This is a genomic window from Streptomyces yongxingensis, from assembly GCF_055597465.1.
This window is the reverse complement of sequence record NZ_CM145717.1, coordinates 4,548,133-4,565,415: the sequence shown is the minus strand read 5'-3', so window position 1 is coordinate 4,565,415 and position 17,283 is coordinate 4,548,133. Positions and strand designations below refer to the sequence as shown.

Sequence of the window (17,283 nt, the reverse complement as noted above, 5' to 3'; positions counted from 1 at the left end):
TCCCCTCCCCGCCCCTTCCTGCGGCATCGATATGCGGCTCCGCCGCGTGGTGGGGCTCCGCCCCAGCCCCCGGCACCGTACCGCGGGCTGGTCGTGGTCGGGGCGTCGGTGTGGCGGATGACCGTGCACGTCCGGGGTCGTCCTGCCGGAGTCCGGGGCGGAGCCCCAGTTGAGGGAAGGGGCGGGGAGGGGGAAGCAGCCCGCCGCAGGCGCCATGGTCCGTCGGACGCCCTCAGCCGGCCGGCGCGCACGCCGCCCGGCGGCGGTCAGCGGCCCACCGCGTAGCCCTGTGCGCCGCGCGGGTTGGCGGCGGCGAGCAGGACGCCCGTCTCCGGGTCGCGGGCGACGGCGCACAGGCGGCCCTCCGACCAGGGGTCGCCGACCACGACGTCGTGGCCGCGCCGGCGCAGTTCCGCTACGGCGGCTTCACCGATGCGGGACTCGACGACCACCCGGCCCGCCGTCATCGCCCGGGGGTGGAAGGAGCCGGGGAAGGACTCCTGGTGCCAGTTGGGGGCGTCGATGGCGCCCTGGAGATCCAGCCCCGAGCGCACCGGCTCCCGTAGCGCGACGCCGAGGAAGAAGTGCGTGCTCCACTGGTCCTGCTGATCGCCGCCGGGAGTGCCGAAGGCCATGACCGGGGTGTCGCCGCGCAGCGCGAGCGAGGGGGTGAGCGTGGTGCGGGGGCGGCGGCCGGGGGTGAGGGAGTTGGGCAGGCCGGGGTCCAGCCAGGTCATCTGGAGCCGGGTGCCGAGCGGGAAGCCCAGCGCGGGGATGACGGGGTTGGACTGCAGCCAGCCACCGCTGGGCGTGGCCGCGACCATATTGCCCCAGCGGTCCACCACGTCGAGGTGGCAGGTGTCGCCCCGGGTCACCCCGTCCCGGTCGACAGCGGGCTCGCCGGCGGCCCGGCCCCCCAGCCCCAGGCCCAGGTCCCCTCCGCCGACCGTCGGCTCCCCGCCGCCCGGCCCGGCGGCCGGTCCGTCCGACCCGGAGGCCGCGCGGGCCACGGCGGCCAGCGCCTGCTCGCTCAGCCGCGGCGTACGGCCCCCGGGGTGCCCCGGGCGCAGCTCGTACGAGGCGACCTCGCCGATCAGCGCCCGCCGCTCGTCGTTGTACGGACGTGAGAGCAGCTCCGTCAGCGGAACGTCGGCGGCGTCTCCGTACCACGCCTCGCGGTCGGCCATGGCCAGCTTGCCGCCCTCGATCAGGAGGTGCAGGAAGTCGGGCGTGCCCAGGTCGGCCTCGCTCAGCCCGTACGGCAGCAGGGCGAGTTGCTGGAGCAGCACCGGCCCCTGGCTCCAGGGCCCGGCCTTGCACACGGTCCAGCCGTTCCAGAAGTGGCGGACCGGCGGCTCGTACGTGGCCTCGAAGGCGGCCAGGTCGTCCCCGGTCATGGTCCCGGCGTTGCGCCGCCCGGACGAGTCCATCGCGGGCCGGGCCGCCGCGTCCGCCAGCTCCTCCGAGATGAAGCCCTCGCGCCAGACCCGGCGGGCGGCCTCGATCTGGGTCTCGCGCCCCGGCCCGGCCGCCTCCGCCTCGGCGACCAGCCGCCGCCAGGTGGCGGCCAGCGCGGGGTTGGTGAGCAGCCGTCCGGCGGCGGGGGACTTCCCGTGCGGCAGATACAGCTCGGCCGAGGTCGTCCACTCGGTCTCGAACAACTCCCGTACGGTCTCGACGGTCTCCCCGATCCGCTCGACCGCCGGATGGCCGTGCTCGGCGTAGCCGATCGCGTACCGCAGCACCTCGGCGAGCCGCTTCGTACCGTGGTCGCGCAGCAGCACCATCCAGGCGTCGAACGCACCCGGCACCGCCGCCGCGAGCGGGCCGGTGCCGGGGACGAGGTCCAGGCCGAGCGCGGTGTAGTGGTCGATGGTGGCCCCGGCGGGGGCCGGGCCCTGTCCGCACAGCACGGTGGGTTCGCCGCCCGCCGGGGCGAGGATGATCGGCACCTCACCGGCGGGCCCGTTCAGATGCGGCTCGACCACATGCAGGACGAACCCGGCGGCCACGGCCGCGTCGAAGGCGTTGCCGCCGTCCTCCAGGACGGCCATGGCGGACTGCGAGGCCAGCCAGTGGGTGGAGGACACCATGCCATGGGTGCCCTGCAGGGTGGGCCGGGTGGTGAACATGTCGGCAGGCTCCTGGTCTCGTGCGGGTGCGGATGTGCGGGAGTGCGGACGTGCGGGCGGTCAGAGGGGCTACGGGTGTCCGGCGGACCGCGCGGCGGAGCCGTATGTCGATGCCGCGGGCGTCACGATCCGTCGGACACCCCCTGGGCGTCCTCGGGGGCCGAGGCGTCGGGCGCGGTGCCGTCGTCCGTCACCAGATGGCAGGAGACCTGGCGGCGGCCGCCGCCCTCCGCGAGCCGCCGCAGCACGGGCGGCTCGGTGCGGCAGCGGTCGACGGCGAGCGGACAGCGGGTGTGGAAGCGGCAGCCCGCGGGCGGATCCAGCGGGCTGGGCAGTTCCCCGCTGAGCACGATTCGGGCGCGTGACCGCTGCGCGGCCGGGTTCGGCACCGGGGCCGCGGACAGCAGGGCCTGGGTGTACGGGTGCTTGGGGTCGGCGAACAGCTCGGCGGCCGGGGCCTGTTCCACCAACTGCCCCAGATACATCACGGCGATCCGGTCGGCGAGGTACTCGACGGCTGCCAGGTCGTGGGTGATGAACAGACAGCCGAACCGCCGCTCCCGCTGGAGGTCCGCCAGCAGATTGAGCACGGACGCCTGGACGGAGACGTCCAGCGCCGACGTCGGCTCGTCGGCCACCAGCAACTGGGGATCGACCGACAGCGCGCGGGCGATCGAGACCCGCTGCCGCTGCCCGCCGGAGAGCTCATGGGGCCGCCGCCGCGCCAGTTCGGGCCGCAGCCCCACCTGGGCCAGCAGCGCGGCCACCCGGTCGCGCAGGGCCTCGCCGGACGCCAGACGGTGCAGCCGCAGCGGCTGGCCGACGATGGCGCCCACGGTCATCCGGGGGTCGAGCGAGGAGGACGGGTCCTGGAAGACCAGGTGGAAGTCCTTCCGCAGCGGACGCAGCGCCCGCTTCGACAGCCGGGTCACATCGCGGCCGTTGATCGTCACCTGGCCCGCGGTCGGCCGGTCCAGCCGTACGGCGCACCGCCCCACCGTGGACTTGCCGCTGCCGGACTCCCCGACCAGGCCGACGATCTCGCCCCGGCCGATGCTGAGGCTGACCCCGTCGACCGCCCTGACGGTGCCGGCGGGGCCGGTGAAGTGGCGGACCAGGCCGCTGATGTCGAGCACGGCGTCATCCCGCGACGCCTGCGCGGGCGCGACGGCGGCGGTCATGAGGCGGCCTCCTGTTCGGGGTGTTCAGGGCTTTCGGTGCGTTCGGAACGCCCGAGGTCTTCAGGACGTTCAGCTCGTTCGGGATCGACCGGCACCGGATACCAGCAAGCGGCCTCATGCCGTTCAGGCCCGGACGGCCCGGACGGCCCGGACGGCCCGGATGGCTCGTATCCCTCGTACCCTTCGTACCCCGCGCGCCTCTCGTCCCGCTCGCGCAGCGCCCGCAGCGCGGGCCTCTGCTCCCCGCACCGCTCGTCGGCGTAGGAGCAGCGGGGCTGGAAGGTGCAGCGGTCGGGCTGTTCGGTGAGGCTCGGCACCAGCCCGGGGATCTCCTGGAGCCGCCCCCGCCCGCCCTCCGCCCGCCGCCGGCCGGGCACCGGCACCGCGCCGAGCAGCCCGCGGGTGTACGGATGGCGGGGCGCGCCGAACAGCTCGTCCACCGGGGCCTGTTCGACGCCCCGGCCCGCGTACATCACCAGCACCCGGTCGGCGATGTCGGCGACCACGCCCAGATCGTGGGTGATCAGCACGATCGCGGTGCCGAGCCGCTCCCGCAGGGACTGCAGCACCTCCAGGATGCCCGCCTGCACGGTGACGTCCAGCGCGGTGGTGGGCTCGTCGGCGATGAGCACGGCCGGGTCGCAGGCGATCGCGATGGCGATCATCACCCGCTGTCGCATTCCGCCGCTGAGCTGGTGCGGATAGTCGCGGGCCCGCTGGGCGGGGGCGGGTATGCCGACGAGGTCGAGCAGGTCCACGGCCCGCTCGCGCGCCTCCCGGCGGCCGATCCCCTGATGACGCCGGAGGACCTCGCCGACCTGGCGGCCGATGGTGAGGACGGGGTTCAGCGAGGTCATCGGCTCCTGGAAGATCATCGCGATCTCCCGGCCGCGGACGTCCCGCAGCTCCTTCTCGTCCGCCCCCACCAGCTCCCGCCCGCCCAGCCGGATGGAGCCGCCGACGCTCGCCGTGGGCGGCAGCAGCCCCATCACGGCGGTGGAGGTCACGGACTTGCCGCAGCCCGACTCGCCGACCACGGCCAGCACTTCACCGGCGGCGACGTCGTACGACAGCCCGTCCACGGCGTGGACCACGCGGGTCGGGGTGCGGAAGACCACGGACAGGTCCCGCACGCTCAGGGCAGGGGGCGCGGTGGACGTGGTCATCGGCTGTCTCCCTGGGGGTCGAGGATGTCGCGCAGCCCGTCCCCGAGCAGATTGAACGCGAGCGTCGCGGCGATGATCGCCAGGCCCGGGAAGACCGCCATCCAGGGCGCGGCGGCGATGTATGCCTGGGCGCTGGAGAGCATCACCCCGAGCGAGGGGGACGGCGGCTGGACGCCGAGGCCGAGGAAGCTCAGCAGCGCCTCGCCGATGATCGCGGTGGGGATGCCCACGGTGGCCTGGACGGTCAGCGCGGACAGGGCGCCGGGGAGGATGTGGCGGAAGAGCACGGTGCCGTCCCCGCCGCCGTTGGCTACGGCCGCCGCCACATAGTCGAGGTGTTTCAGCCGCAGCGTCTCCGCCCGGGTGATCCGGATGACGGCCGGGATCTGCGAGACGCCGACCGCGATCGTGGCGTTCAGCAGGGACGGCCCGAGGATCGTGGCCAGGCCCACCGCCAGCACCAGGAAGGGGAAGGCGAGCAGGGTGTCGGTGAGCCGGGAGACCACCGAGTCGGCGAACCGCCCGTAGTAGCCCGCGATCAGCCCGAGCGGCACCCCGGCCGCGAAGGCCAGCGCCACCGCGAGCAGCCCGATCTGCAGCGAGGCCCGCACCCCGTACACCACCCGGGAGAGCTGATCGCGGCCCAGGTCGTCGGTGCCCAGCCAATGGGCCCAGCCCGGCGGCCGGAGGGCGGCCGCGAAGTCGGGCCGGGTCGGGTCGTACGGCGCGATGAGCGGTGCGCACACCGCGATCAGCACCAGGATCGCGGCGGCCACGGCCCCGGTGAGGGCCAGCTTGTTGCGGGTCAGCAGCCGGAGCCGGGACAGCGGGGCGAGCGGGGCCCGCTCCCGCTCCCCGGCGGCGGGAAGAGCGGTAGTCGCGGCGCTCACTGCGCACCTCCGAGCCGGATGCGGGGGTCGATCACCGAATAGGCCAGGTCGACCAGGAGGTTGACGAGGATGTAGGCGGTGGAGGTGAACAGCACCACGCCCTGCACCATCGCGTAGTCGCGGGAGAAGACCGCGTCGATGGTGAGCTTGCCGAAGCCCGGCAGGACGAAGATCTGCTCGGTGACCACCGCGCCCGAGATGAGGTGCCCGAGCTGGAGCCCGAGCACGGTCACCACGGTGACCAGGCTGTTGCGCAGGGCATGGCCCATGATCACCTGACGCCGGGAGAGCCCCTTGGCGCGCGCGGTGCGCACATAGTCGGCGGACAGCGAGCCCAGCATGGCCGCACGCGTCTGCCGCATCACGACCGCCGCCAGACCGGAGCCGAGGACGATCACCGGGAGCACCATATGGCGCAGGTTCTCCATCGGGTCCACGCCGAACGGCACGAAACCGGAGGCGGCGAAGACCGGGACGGCGATGGCGAAGGCGAGGACGAGCACGATGCCGAGCCAGAAGGCGGGCACTGAAAGCCCCAGCAGCGCCACCGCGTTGACCAGCCATTCCTCGGGCCGGCCGCGCCGGACCGCCGCCACCACCCCGGCGCCCACGCCGACCACGACCGCGAGCAGCAGGGCCAGGGCGGACAGTTCGAGGGTGACGGGCAGCGCCTCCATCACCGAGTCCAGGACCGGCAGCCCGGTGCGGGAGGAGACCCCGAGGTCGCCGGTGGCGGCGTGCCGCACATAGCGCAGGTACTGCACCACGATGTTGTCGTTCAGCCCGTAGCTCTCCCGGATCTGGGCGATCGCCTCGGGCGTGGGCTCCTCCCCGGCCAGCGCGGTGGCGGTGTCGCCGGGCAGGGCCCGTACGCCGGCGAAGACCACGACGCTGACCAGGAAGAGCGTGATCAGCGATTCGCCGACACGGCGGATCGGATACGACATCAGCTCCCTCCCCTCGCGTATCCGGCGTCCTTCACCCGGATCAGCCCGTCGCCGAAGACCTTCAGCCCGGCGACCTTCTTCGTCACGGAGACGTAGTTCGTGGGCTGGATCAGATAGAGCACGGTGTGCGCGGCGCGGACGCGCTCCACGAGCCGGGCGTAGATCTTCTTGCGGGCGGGCTTGTCCGCGGTGGCGCCGCCCTCGGCGATCAGCCGGTCGATGGCGGGGTCGGAGAGCCCGCCGTAGTTCTGGGCGCCGCCGGTGCCGGCGAACGCGTCGATGTTGCCCGCCGGGTCCAGCCGCCCGGACCAGTTGGTGGTCGCCGCCTGGAAGTCGCCCGCGCGGGAGTGCTCCAGGCCGGTGGCGAACTCGGTCGGCGTCAGGTTCACCGCGAAGCCCGCCTCCTTGGCCATGGCCTGGATGACCTGGCCCAGCCGGTTGTCCTCCGGGGTGGTGCTGATCTGCAGTCGCACCCGGACCGGGGTCTTCACCTTGGCGGCCTTGAGCAGTCGCTCGGCCTTGGCCAGGTCGCGGGCCGGGCAGCGGGACCCGGTGGCGTAGGGGGTGCCGGAGGGGAGCGGGCCGCAGGTGGTCCGGTAGCGGCCCTGGAAGACGATGGTGTTGATCAGCTCGCGGTCCAGGGAGAGGTCGAACGCCTCGCGCACCCGCACATCCCGCGCGATCGGGGTGTCGATCCGGCCCGGCGGGGCCCCTGCGCCCTTCGTATTGCCGATGTTGAGGGTCAGCCCGTAGTAGCCCAGCGAGGGGGAGTGGAAGAGCTGGAGCCCGGGTTCGGTGAGCGCCCGGCCCACCTGGACCGGGTCCATCTGGTCGCCCACCTGGATGTCGCCGGACTGGAGGTTCGCCAGCCGGACGTTGCCGTCGGTGATGGTGCGGTAGATCACCCGCCGCAGATGGACCGCGTCGGCGTCGTAGTAGTTCGGGTCCTTGTCCAGCACGATGCGGTCGCCCACCACGCGTTCGGCGTAGCGGAACGGGCCGACGCAGGTGGGGTGGCTCGCGAAGCCCTTGCCGTAGCGCTTCAGCGCGGTGGGGGACATCACCATGCCCGCGCGGTCGGCGAGCAGGGCGAGCAGCGGGACGTACGGCTTGGTCAGCCGCAGCCGTACGGTGTCGTCGCCGACCGCCCGGACCGCGGTGAGGGGCTTCAGCTCGCTCGCGCGGACGGAACCGGTCAGCGTCCGGTGCCGGTCGAGGGAGGTCTTGACCGCCCTGGCGTCCATGCGGGTGCCGTCGGCGAACCGGACGCCGCGCCGCAGCTTGATGGTGATCGTGCGGCCCCCGTCGCTCGTCGTGGGCGGGGCGGCGGCGAGCTGCGGCACGATCCGGTTCCGGGCATCGACGTCGTAGAGCTTCTCGCACATCGCGGTGAACACGGTCCGGCCCACGGCGGTGCTGGCCAGGGTGGGGTCCAGCTTGTCCGGGTCCGATTTGAGGGCGATGGTGAGCGTTCCGCCGTCGCGGACCGGCCGGGGGTCCGTCATCCGGTCGGCGCCCACCTCGGCCGTGGGGGAGGCCAGGGAGGCGCAGCCGGCGGTGGCGCCGGCGACCAGCACACACAGCACCCGGGCGGCGAGGGCGGCGGCGCGCGGTCGGTGGCGGGTGGGTGGGCTGGGTCCGCTCGTTCTTTGGCGCATGGCGGGATGCCTCACTGCTGGGGACGTTGGGGCGCGCGCTGCGGTGCGGCCAGGATGGCGCAGGGACAGCAGTTGGTCCATTGGTAGGACCAAATTGATGTCGGCAGACGCTAGCGTGCGGACCCGGCGGCTCCGGTTGCCCGCCCGTCACCACCTGGTTAAATCCGCTCGCGGCGGCGGCCGGGACGCTCGCGTCGGCGGCCGGGAGGAGGCCGGGCGGATGCCGGGGGTGGCGCCCGCCGGGTGTGAGACTCTGGACCACCGGCCGGACCGGAAAGCTGAAGAAGGCTGAAGAAGGCGGAGGAAAGCCAGGAGATGGACTGGCGGCAACTGCGGCACTCCACCCTGTCGAGGCCGGACGCCCTGGCCGTCGGCCTGGAGCGGCTGATCCTGAGCGGAGAACTGGCGCCCGGTTCCCGCGTCCCCCCGGAGCGGGAGCTCGCGGAGAGCCTCGGCGTCTCCCGGGGCTCGGTCCGCGAGGCCCTGCGCGCGCTCGCCTCGCGCGGACTGGTCGCCCGGCGCCCCGGCTCCGGCACCGTCGTGCTCGACCCGGGGGCCACTCCGCGCGGTGACGTCCTGGCCTCGGGGCTCGATGCCACGGCGGAGCTGCTGCAGGTCATGGAGGTACGCGCGTGCATCGAGCCCTCGGTGACCGCGCGGGCCGCCCGGCGGGCCACCCCCTCCGACATCGTCCAGTTGCACGCCCTGCTGGACGCGATGCGACGCGAGCCCACGCGCCAGGAGTTCACCGACCTGGACCGCACCTTCCACCGCGCCATCGCCCAGTACACCCGCAACCCGCTGCTGCTGCGGCTGCTGGACCGGGTCTACGAGATCGGCGAGCCCGGGCGGCGCGAGACCTCGCTGTCCGCCGCCCGCCGGCGCGCCACGATCGAGGAGCACCAGGCCATCCTGCGGGCGATCGAGGCCCGCGACCACGAGGCGGCCCGAGCGGCCTCCGAGGCGCATCTGGACTCGGTGCTGCACCGGATCGAGGAGCAGCGGCGGCGCACGGAGGCGCGGGTGGATTCGGGGGGAGCCGAGGCTGGTCCACAAGATCCCAAAAAAATTTCGGACGGGGATGTCGAGAACGCGTGACCGGCTCCGTCCCCGGGGTGAACGCGACCACAATGGGTCGCACCCGCATCAAGGAGAACCACGATGGCCAAGTACCTGCTGCTGAAGCACTACCGCGGCGCTCCGGCTCCGGTGAACAACGTGCCGATGGACCAGTGGACGCCGGAGGAGGTCTCGGCCCACGTGCAGTACATGCAGGACTTCGCTGCCCGGCTGGAGAAGACCGGCGAGTTCGTCGACGGCCAGGCGCTCGCCCCCGAGGGGTCGTGGGTCCGGTACGACGGTGAGGGGCGTCCGCCGGTCACCGACGGTCCGTTCGCCGAGACCAAGGACCTCATCGCGGGCTGGATGGTGATCGACGTCGACAGCCACGAGCGCGCCGTCGAGCTGGCCGGTGAGCTGTCGGCCGCCCCGGGGAAGGACGGGAAGCCGATCCACGAGTGGCTGGAGGTGCGCCCGTTCCTGACCGCGACGCCCAACGTCACCGAGTGCCATTGATGGACGAGGCCCTGCTGAGGAGCCTCACGCCGAGCGTGCTCACCATCCTCGTCCGCCGCGGAGCCGACTTCGCGGCGGCCGAGGACGCCGTACAGGACGCGCTCATCGAAGCGATCCGGGTCTGGCCGGCCGACCCGCCGCGGGATGCGAAGGGCTGGCTGGTCACCGTGGCCTGGCGCAAGTTCCTCGACGTGACCCGGGCGGACGCGGCCCGCCGCCGGCGTGAGGACCTCGTCGAGGAGGAGCCGGCGCCCGGGCCCGCGGCCTCGGCGGACGACACGCTCCAGCTCTACTTCCTGTGCGCCCACCCGTCGCTGACGCCGTCGTCCGCCGTCGCGCTCACCCTGCGCGCGGTCGGCGGGCTCACCACCCGCCAGATCGCCCAGGCGTATCTGGTGCCCGAGGCGACCATGGCGCAGCGCATCAGCCGGGCCAAGCGCACCGTCTCCGGTGTGCGGTTCGACCAGCCCGGCGACGTCGCCACCGTGCTGCGCGTGCTGTACCTGGTCTTCAACGAGGGCTACTCGGGCGACGTCGACCTCGCCGCCGAGGCCATCCGGCTCACCCGGCAGCTCGCGGCCGCGATCGACCACCCCGAGGTGGCCGGGCTGCTCGCCCTGATGCTGCTCCACCACGCCCGGCGCGCCACCCGGACCGCGCCCGACGGCAGCCTGGTGCCGCTCGCCGAGCAGGACCGCGGCCGGTGGGACACCAAGGCGATCGCGGAGGGGGTGGAGATCCTGCAGGCGGCCCTGGCCCGCGACCGGCTGGGCGAGTTCCAGGCCCAGGCCGCCATCGCGGCCCTCCACGCGGACGCGCCCACCGCCGAGGAGACCGACTGGGTGCAGATCGTGGAGTGGTACGACGAGCTCGCGGGCCTGACCGACAGCCCGGTCGTCCGGCTCAACCGGGCGGTGGCGGTCGGCGAGGCGGACGGCCCGCGCGCCGGGCTGGCCGCGCTCGCGGAACTGGACGCGTCTCTGCCCCGCCACGCCGCGGTGGCGGCGTACCTCCACGAGCGCGACGGCGACGTGGCGACGGCGGCGCGGCTGTACGCGGAGGCGGCCCACAAGGCACCCAACCTCGCCGAACGCGACTACCTGACCCGCCAGGCCGCCCGGCTCAACACCGGCCGATCTCGCTGACGGGCCGCACCACGGGCCGCGTCACGGGCCGCCCCACCGACCGCACCACGGGCCGCGTCAACGAAGAGTCGGCTCACGGGCGGACGTAGCGGTCGGGGTTGCCCTGCGGCCAGTTGATGGTGAGGCTCTGGCCGTCCCCGCTGATCACGGCGTGGCCACCGGAGATGGTCTCGCCCTGGCAGCTCATGCTGACGGCCATGCTCGCGCTGATCGTCCCGGGGCACGACGTGCCCTGGTACCCCACGCTGAGGGAACCGCCGGTCACGGTCATGACGAGCGGTTTGCCGTTCGGGTCGCGCACCGTGGAGTACCACGTGCCCTGCACCCTCGACAGGGCGCCCGCGCTGGTCGGCGAGGGGGCCTGGGTCTTCGGGGCCGTACGGCGCGGGGCCGGGGTGGTGCCGTCGGCGGTGCGGATGGCCCGGGGGCTGCTCGGGCTCGCACCGGGGCTCTTGGCGGGCTTCGTACGGCTCGGGCTGGGGCTCGCACTGGTGGGAGCGGCGGACGCGGTGCCGCGCCCCGCGTCGTCCGCCTTCTGAGCGGCCGCCGTCTTGCCGGAGCCGCCGGACGACTGGGCGCCCTTGTCGTCGTCCTTGCCGCAGCCGGTCAGCGCCAGAGCCAGCACCGCGACGGCCACGGTGGCGGCCGCATTCATATTCCGCACGAGAATCCCTGATATTCCTGAGTGAACGGGGAAGGCATGAGGGAAGATCTTGACAGGCGGATACGCCGAAGCTCCACAGATTCCGGAGATGTTCTCCAGGAAATGTTTACTGGAATCCGGATCAGTTTCCTGCGGCGCCTTCTCACGGCGCCTTCTCGTGGCGCTTTCTCGGAGAGCTTCCTCACGTCGCCTTTTCGTAGAGGCTTTCTCACGGTGTCGCCGGACGGGCGCCGGGCCCGTAGACCACCGCCCACGGCCGCGGCCGGCCGGTCTCCTCCGGCGGCGTGAGCAGCCCCCTGGGCGGGTCCTCCCGGGCGATGACCTCCGCGGCGATCCGGGCGAACGGAGGAGCCACCGGATGGGGCGAATGCGCAGGCCATACGGCGGACATCGACAGCATCAGGGGACGCCCGGCCAGGGGGCGCCAGGCGGCCCGCGGCTCCTTGCCCGCCACCCGCCCGTCGTCGAACGCCACCCCGCGCCCCGACGCCACCAGGCCCAGCAGGAATTCGGGATTGCGGGCATGCCGGACCGCGGGCGGGACGAAACCGCCCTCCCGGCAGATGTCGAGAATCCGGTCGTACCACCCCGGCGCCGCGGCCCGGGGAAAGAGAAACAGTTCATGGCCGGTCAGGTCCGCCAGGGCCACCTCGGAAAGGCGGGCCAGCGGAGAGGAGCGGGGCAGCACGACCCCCAACTCGATCCCGGCCGACGGCCCCACCACCAGATCGTCGGCGTCCGCCACCGGGTGGTGCACCAGACCCACGTCGAGCCGGGCGGCGGCGAGCAGCCGCAGCTGCTCGGCCGTGTCCACCTCCTGGAGGTCGATCCGCAGCCCCGGGAACTCCTCCGCGCACGCCGACAGCAGGGCGTGCAACGTCCGGGCGGGCGTCTGCGGCGGTACGCCCGCCCGCAGCGTGCCCAGCTCCCCGTCGCGGACCCGCGCCATGACCGTACGCAACCGCTCCTCGCGGGCGAGCAGTTCCCGCGCCTCGTCCAGCAGCAGCGCACCCGCGGCGGTGAGCCGCACCTGGCGGGCCGAGCGGTCGAACAGCTCCAGCCCCAGCTCCCGCTCCAGCCGCCGGATGGACTGGCTCAGCGGCGGCTGTGCCATGCCGAGGAGATCGGCGGCGCGGCTGAAGTGCAGCTCCTCCGCGACGACAATGAACAGACGCAGGTGGCGTATCAGATCCACCGGCCGACCCTATGCGACGCCGGAGGGACGAGGGGGAGCGTGGTGGGGCACCCACTGGACACGACGCTGATCGAGAAGCGGATCGCGGAGGTGTTCGCCGAGGCGGACGCCGAGGGCCGACTGCACGCGGTGGACATCGACGCGCCCGGACGCGAGATCGGCCTCGGCGTGGACGACCAGGTCGTCATCGCCTCCGTGTTCAAGATCCTGCTGGTGCTGGAGTTCGCCCGGCAGGCCGACGCCGGACAGCTCGACCCGCGCGAACGCGTGGTCATCACCGCCCCCGACCGCCTCGGCGGCTGGGGCACCGCGGGCTGCGCCGACGATGTCGAGATGTCCCTGCGCGACCTGGCGTACTTCGCGCTGTCGGTGAGCGACAACTCCGCCGCGGACGCGCTGCTGCGCCGGGTCGGCCTCGACACGGTGCGGCTGCTGGCGGCCGAACTGGGCCTGGACCGCACACGGATCGTCGGCGGGCCGCGGGAACTGCTGGAGTCGATGTTCGAGGACGCGGGCGCGACGGACGAGGTGGAGTTCGCCGCCGTCTATCCGACGCTGGCCTTTGAGCGGCTGCGCCGCTTCCGCGTCCTGGACCCCCGGCACACCACCTCCAGCACCCCCCGCGACATCACCACCCTGCTGCGCCTGATCTGGCGGGACCGGGCCGGTTCCCCGGCGGCGTGCGCGCTGGTGCGGGAGCTGATGTCCCGCCAGGTCTTCCGCCAGCGGCTGGCCTCCGGCTTCCCCGACGACGTCCTGGTCGCGGCGAAGACGGGCACGCTGCCGAGCCTCCACATCGAGGCGGGCGTCGTCCGCTACCCGGACGGCGGCCGGTACGCGGTCGCGGTGTTCGCCCGTACGGCCTCGGCCGCGGCGGCGCGTACGGCGGCGGACGCGGCGATCGGGCGGGCGGCGCGGCTGGCGGTGGATGCGCTCAGGCGCGGCTGACCTGGTCTTATACGGAACCGGATATGACGCGGGTACCGAGCTGATCTTGGACGGTGGGCCGCGGGAGCTGCTCTGCTGTGCCCATGACCGCCAAGAGAGCATCGCGCTTCAACCGCCGTCTGCTGATCCGGGGGGCGGCGGCCGGCGCGGCCGTACCCGCCGTCCTCCCCACGGCCGCCCGGGCAGCCGCCGGGACGGCATCGCGCACTCCCGGGAACGCGAAGACTTCGGACGCGACCTTCCAATGGCTCGGTACGAGCGGCTGGCGCATCGACACCGACGGCCGGACGATCCTGTTCGATCCCTATCTGAGCCGCTTCGAAACCGGGCTGTTCAAGCAGAGCTTCAACCCCAAGACGCCGCTGACCACGGACGGCGAGACGATCGACCGCCACATGGGCCGCCCCGAGCTGATCCTGGTCAGCCACAGCCACTGGGATCACCTCAACGACGTTCCCTACATCGCCGCGGCTGCCCCGGACGCGCGGATCGTCGGCACCGAGACCACGTATCACCTGCTCCGCGCCCTCGGCGTCGACAAGGCCAGGATCTCCGTGGTCAAGGGCGGTGAGGTACTGGACTTCGACGGCCTGGTGGTCGAGGCGGTCTCCAGCCGCCACAGCCGCAACGACGCCTACAGCTACTTCGTCCCCGGCACCCTCACCAGCCCCCCACCCCGCCCGCAGACCGTCTCCGACCTCCCGGAAGGCGACACCCTCGCCTTCCACGTCACCCTGCCCGACGGGCTCTCCGCCTTCCTCATGGGAGCGAGCGACTTCAGCGAACGGGACGCCGCCGGTCTGCGCCCCGACGTGGCCATGATCGCCACCCCCAGCACCTCCGCCACCCACCGCTACGCCCCGCGCCTGCTGAAGGCGCTCGGCCACCCCGCCACCGTGGTCCCCGTGCACTGGGACAACTTCGAAATCCCGCTGGACGAGGGCGCCCACCGCGATCCCACGATGGATCTGGACGGTTTCGTCGGCCGGATCCGCGAGACCAGCCCCGGCTCGCGCATCCTGCTGCCGGAATACCTGACGCCGTACCGCTTTTGACCCATGACCGGGCGCCCGCCGTCGCCGACCGGGTGAACGAAGAGTTAAGCGGCCCGAAAAAGGCGGTTACGGCGATGTCGTTATTTCTTGTGCAACTCTCTTCGAATAGCGCGGTGACCTGCGACTGCGGGAATCCTGCGGGAAACTAGGGAATTTCCGGAGCAACCGCTTGCCGTCCATCACGGTCTACCGGGGCGATCGGAAACACCAAATGGCCGATCGCCGGCGCCCGGTGACGGAACCGCACTATTTCCGCCGGCCCGATCGGCACTGATTGCACGAAGGGCCGATTCCCTATGCGCAGGTACCGGACCATGGCCGCCACGGCCACCCTCGCTCTCGCCCTGGGGGGAGCCGCGTTCGCGGCGCCCGCCGCCCAGGCGGCCCCGACGACCTCGGGCTCTCTCGTCCACGAGGACGGCGAGCTCTGGTACAAGGCCGCCGCGGGGCAGAAGAACGATCTGACGGTCTCCGAACAGATCGTCAGCCGTGGGGAATTCGAGTCCTATTACGTCCTCACCTTCCGCGACCAGGGCGACATCACCATCGATCCGGAGGCGGCGAACTGGGACGAGTGCACCTACCCGACCGCGAGCGATCACACCGTCGCCCAGTGCGCGGTGGAAATTCCGCAGAACTCCGACGACTCCGACAACTTCGACGTCGATCTCGGTGACGGCGACGACACCGCGAAGATCGACCCCGATGGGTCGGCCTACGCCGGAATTCACGGCGGCGCCGGCAACGACGTCCTCCGGGGCAGTGCCGCGCCCACGTTCTACGGCGAGGGCGGCAACGACAAGATCGACGGTGGCGGCGGTGTCATGGGCTTCGGCGCCTACGGCGGCGACGGCGACGACACCATCACCAACTGCGCGCAGGAATGCCACGGTGGCGCCGGGAACGACACCATCACCGGTGGCTCCGAGGACAACATCCTGCGCGGTGACGCCGGCGACGACATCCTCCGTGGCGGCAAGGGCACCGACGAGATCTACGGCGGCAAGGGCGACGACGAGCTGTACGGCGAGGAGGGCGACGACACCCTCTACGGCAACAGCGGCGACGACGTGCTGTGGGGCGGCCAGGGCAATGACACCCTCTCCGGCGGCCCGGGCAGCAACGAGGTCCACCAGAACTGAGTCCGGGCAGGACCAGGTCCTCCTGGGGCCGGGGTTCCCTTCGGGGCCCCGGCCCTCCCCGTCGCCTACTTCCCCCAGATCTCGCGGTACGCCTGCCGGTAGCCCTCGGAGTCCCACGACAGCGCGCCACCGCTGTTGGCGGCGGTGGTGATGTGCACCGCGGGAACGTATCCGCTGGCGGGCTTGTCCGCGAAGGCGCGGTTGAACTCATCGGCGATCTGCCAGCCCTGTTCGGTGAGGGGCTCGGGCACCGTGGCCGCCTGGAAGCGCTCGCCGTTGACGCGCTGGAAGGCCGACGGGTCGCCGTCCCCCGCACCGATGTTGAACGGGGCGCCCGCGCCGTCCTTGCCCGCGGCGCGCAGGGCGGCCGCGGTGTGCCGGAAGTACAGGTCGTTGATGGCGGCCGAGTACGTCCACTTGTCCCCGAAACGGGAGAGCAGGGACCGGACTTCCCCGATGGCGCGCTTGCTGACCTCGGGTATCGGCATGTTCCGGTAGCTCAGCAGCTTGACGTCGGAGCAGGTGGCGAGCTCCTTCTTGATCAGGTCCGACTTGTGCTTCGCGAACGGGACCGTGCCGTCGGTGAACAGCACCACGCCCGCGCGGCCGTCCGAGCGGGCGATGATCCAGTCGGCGCTGATCTTCGCGACGTCCTCGACCCGGGTGGTGACGTTGGTGAAGAGATCGGGGCTCCCGTCCGGGCCCGGGGTCGGGGCGGAGTGCCAGCCGATCACCGGAATGCCCGCCGCCTTGGCCTGCTTGATCTCGTCGGCGACGCTGCCGGGGTCGAAACCGGCGATGGCGATGCCGTCCGGCTTGAGGGCGAGCGCCTCCTTGAAGGCGGACCGGTAACCCTCCGGTGTGCCCTGGCCGTTGATGGTGCGGGCGCTCCACCGCAGCAGCGACGCGGCTTCCTGCACGCCCTGGGCGACTCCGGCCGGACCGGGGTTGGAGAGGTCGTGGGCGATGAAGACGATGCTCTTGCCGTGACCGGCCGCCTCGGGTCCGGTGGTGGGGCCCTTCCAGGGCGCGTCGACCGCCTCCGCCTTCTTGACGGCTTGTTTGGCTTTGGCGAGGACGGTCGGGCAGCCGGGCTTCGCGGAGGTCCGGTGGGTCGTGGTGGAGGCGGCGCCGGGCTCGCAGCCGGCGGTGGCCACGGCCAGCAGTGCGATGGCCGTCAGGGCCGCCTTGCGGGTGGGGTGCACGGGTCTCCTCGCAGGGCACGGAGTGGTACGGAGTGGTAGGGGCCGGGGGTGGGCCCGGGGCTGGGAGGAGACAGGTTACGGGTGGCGGTGGCGTGCCGGGCAGCCCCCTTCGACACTCGGGGCCCCATCGAGCACAGTCGTGAACAAGCCAGCCCACGCGCCACCCTCGGCCTCCACCCCATGACCACCGGGCGGCCACCTCCCGGCCACCGGTTGGGCGGTCGGCGGACCGCGGGGGATGCGTAGCTGACCTAAACCCAGCAAACCGTGGAAATTCCGTGGTCATTGAGGGGCCATCCCTTGCGCGTGTGCGCGCAGGCGGTAGTGTTCACGCCCGGTCAGGCATGTGGCGTGATTCCATCGCTCGCATCCCGGCCGGA

15 protein-coding genes are annotated in these 17,283 nt (G+C 72.7%); 6 read left to right on the top strand and 9 right to left on the bottom strand.

Features of this window, described 5'->3' with window-relative positions; translation table 11 throughout:
- Positions 1 to 266: 266 nt before the first annotated feature.
- The 6 genes from ACZ6TD_RS19235 to ACZ6TD_RS19210 form a co-directional block, all read right to left on the bottom strand.
- A complete protein-coding gene (locus tag ACZ6TD_RS19235) occupies positions 267 to 2,132 on the bottom strand; it encodes a gamma-glutamyltransferase family protein (protein WP_471355586.1) in 1,866 nt (621 codons plus the stop codon).
- A gap of 122 nt (positions 2,133 to 2,254) precedes the next feature.
- Positions 2,255 to 3,313: an ABC transporter ATP-binding protein gene (locus ACZ6TD_RS19230; protein WP_471355583.1), complete on the bottom strand. Its 1,059-nt coding sequence runs from the start codon at positions 3,311 to 3,313 to the stop codon at positions 2,255 to 2,257.
- A complete protein-coding gene (locus ACZ6TD_RS19225; protein WP_471355582.1) occupies positions 3,310 to 4,479 on the bottom strand; it encodes an ABC transporter ATP-binding protein in 1,170 nt (389 codons plus the stop codon). The genes ACZ6TD_RS19230 and ACZ6TD_RS19225 overlap by 4 nt, the downstream gene beginning before the upstream one ends.
- Complete coding sequence (locus ACZ6TD_RS19220; protein ID WP_471357874.1) at positions 4,476 to 5,291, bottom strand: ABC transporter permease; 816 nt, start codon at positions 5,289 to 5,291, stop codon at positions 4,476 to 4,478. The genes ACZ6TD_RS19225 and ACZ6TD_RS19220 overlap by 4 nt, the downstream gene beginning before the upstream one ends.
- A 74-nt stretch (positions 5,292 to 5,365) precedes the next feature.
- Positions 5,366 to 6,316: an ABC transporter permease gene (locus ACZ6TD_RS19215; protein WP_471355580.1), complete on the bottom strand. Its 951-nt coding sequence runs from the start codon at positions 6,314 to 6,316 to the stop codon at positions 5,366 to 5,368.
- Positions 6,316 to 7,974 carry an ABC transporter substrate-binding protein gene (locus ACZ6TD_RS19210; RefSeq protein ID WP_471355578.1) on the bottom strand — a complete coding sequence of 553 codons (1,659 nt, stop codon included), beginning with the start codon at positions 7,972 to 7,974 and terminating at the stop codon, positions 6,316 to 6,318. The genes ACZ6TD_RS19215 and ACZ6TD_RS19210 overlap by 1 nt, the downstream gene beginning before the upstream one ends.
- A 315-nt stretch (positions 7,975 to 8,289) precedes the next feature.
- Here ACZ6TD_RS19210 and ACZ6TD_RS19205 point away from each other — a divergent pair, with 315 nt between their 5' ends.
- The 3 genes from ACZ6TD_RS19205 to ACZ6TD_RS19195 all read left to right on the top strand — a co-directional run bounded on the left by ACZ6TD_RS19205 (position 8,290) and on the right by ACZ6TD_RS19195 (position 10,694).
- Complete coding sequence (locus tag ACZ6TD_RS19205; RefSeq protein ID WP_471355576.1) at positions 8,290 to 9,072, top strand: FadR/GntR family transcriptional regulator; 783 nt, start codon at positions 8,290 to 8,292, stop codon at positions 9,070 to 9,072.
- 63 nt (positions 9,073 to 9,135) lie between these two features.
- Positions 9,136 to 9,549, top strand: coding sequence for a YciI family protein (locus tag ACZ6TD_RS19200; protein WP_471355573.1), 414 nt, complete (start codon positions 9,136 to 9,138; stop codon positions 9,547 to 9,549).
- Positions 9,549 to 10,694, top strand: coding sequence for an RNA polymerase sigma factor (locus ACZ6TD_RS19195; RefSeq protein WP_471357871.1), 1,146 nt, complete (start codon positions 9,549 to 9,551; stop codon positions 10,692 to 10,694). The genes ACZ6TD_RS19200 and ACZ6TD_RS19195 overlap by 1 nt, the downstream gene beginning before the upstream one ends.
- Before the next feature lie 73 nt (positions 10,695 to 10,767).
- Here the strand turns inward: ACZ6TD_RS19195 and ACZ6TD_RS19190 are convergent, their stop codons facing one another.
- Positions 10,768 to 11,358 carry a hypothetical protein gene (locus ACZ6TD_RS19190; RefSeq protein ID WP_471355570.1) on the bottom strand — a complete coding sequence of 197 codons (591 nt, stop codon included), beginning with the start codon at positions 11,356 to 11,358 and terminating at the stop codon, positions 10,768 to 10,770.
- Positions 11,359 to 11,566: 208 nt separating this feature from the next.
- A complete protein-coding gene (locus ACZ6TD_RS19185) occupies positions 11,567 to 12,553 on the bottom strand; it encodes a LysR family transcriptional regulator (RefSeq protein ID WP_471355569.1) in 987 nt (328 codons plus the stop codon).
- Between the two features lie 66 nt (positions 12,554 to 12,619).
- On the opposite strand from ACZ6TD_RS19185, the gene ACZ6TD_RS19180 reads away from it, so the two are divergent.
- The 3 genes from ACZ6TD_RS19180 (at position 12,620) to ACZ6TD_RS19170 (ending at position 15,698) form a co-directional block, all read left to right on the top strand.
- Positions 12,620 to 13,501, top strand: coding sequence for a serine hydrolase (locus tag ACZ6TD_RS19180; RefSeq protein WP_471357869.1), 882 nt, complete (start codon positions 12,620 to 12,622; stop codon positions 13,499 to 13,501).
- A gap of 83 nt (positions 13,502 to 13,584) precedes the next feature.
- Positions 13,585 to 14,556 (top strand): MBL fold metallo-hydrolase, encoded by a 972-nt coding sequence (locus tag ACZ6TD_RS19175; RefSeq protein ID WP_471355566.1) that lies wholly within the window; start codon positions 13,585 to 13,587, stop codon positions 14,554 to 14,556.
- A 314-nt stretch (positions 14,557 to 14,870) separates the two neighbouring features.
- On the top strand, positions 14,871 to 15,698 hold the full coding sequence (locus tag ACZ6TD_RS19170) for a calcium-binding protein (RefSeq protein WP_471355564.1): 828 nt from the start codon (positions 14,871 to 14,873) through the stop codon (positions 15,696 to 15,698).
- A gap of 65 nt (positions 15,699 to 15,763) precedes the next feature.
- Here the strand turns inward: ACZ6TD_RS19170 and ACZ6TD_RS19165 are convergent, their stop codons facing one another.
- Positions 15,764 to 16,903, bottom strand: coding sequence for a substrate-binding domain-containing protein (locus ACZ6TD_RS19165; RefSeq protein ID WP_471355561.1), 1,140 nt, complete (start codon positions 16,901 to 16,903; stop codon positions 15,764 to 15,766).
- Positions 16,904 to 17,283 lie beyond the last annotated feature (380 nt).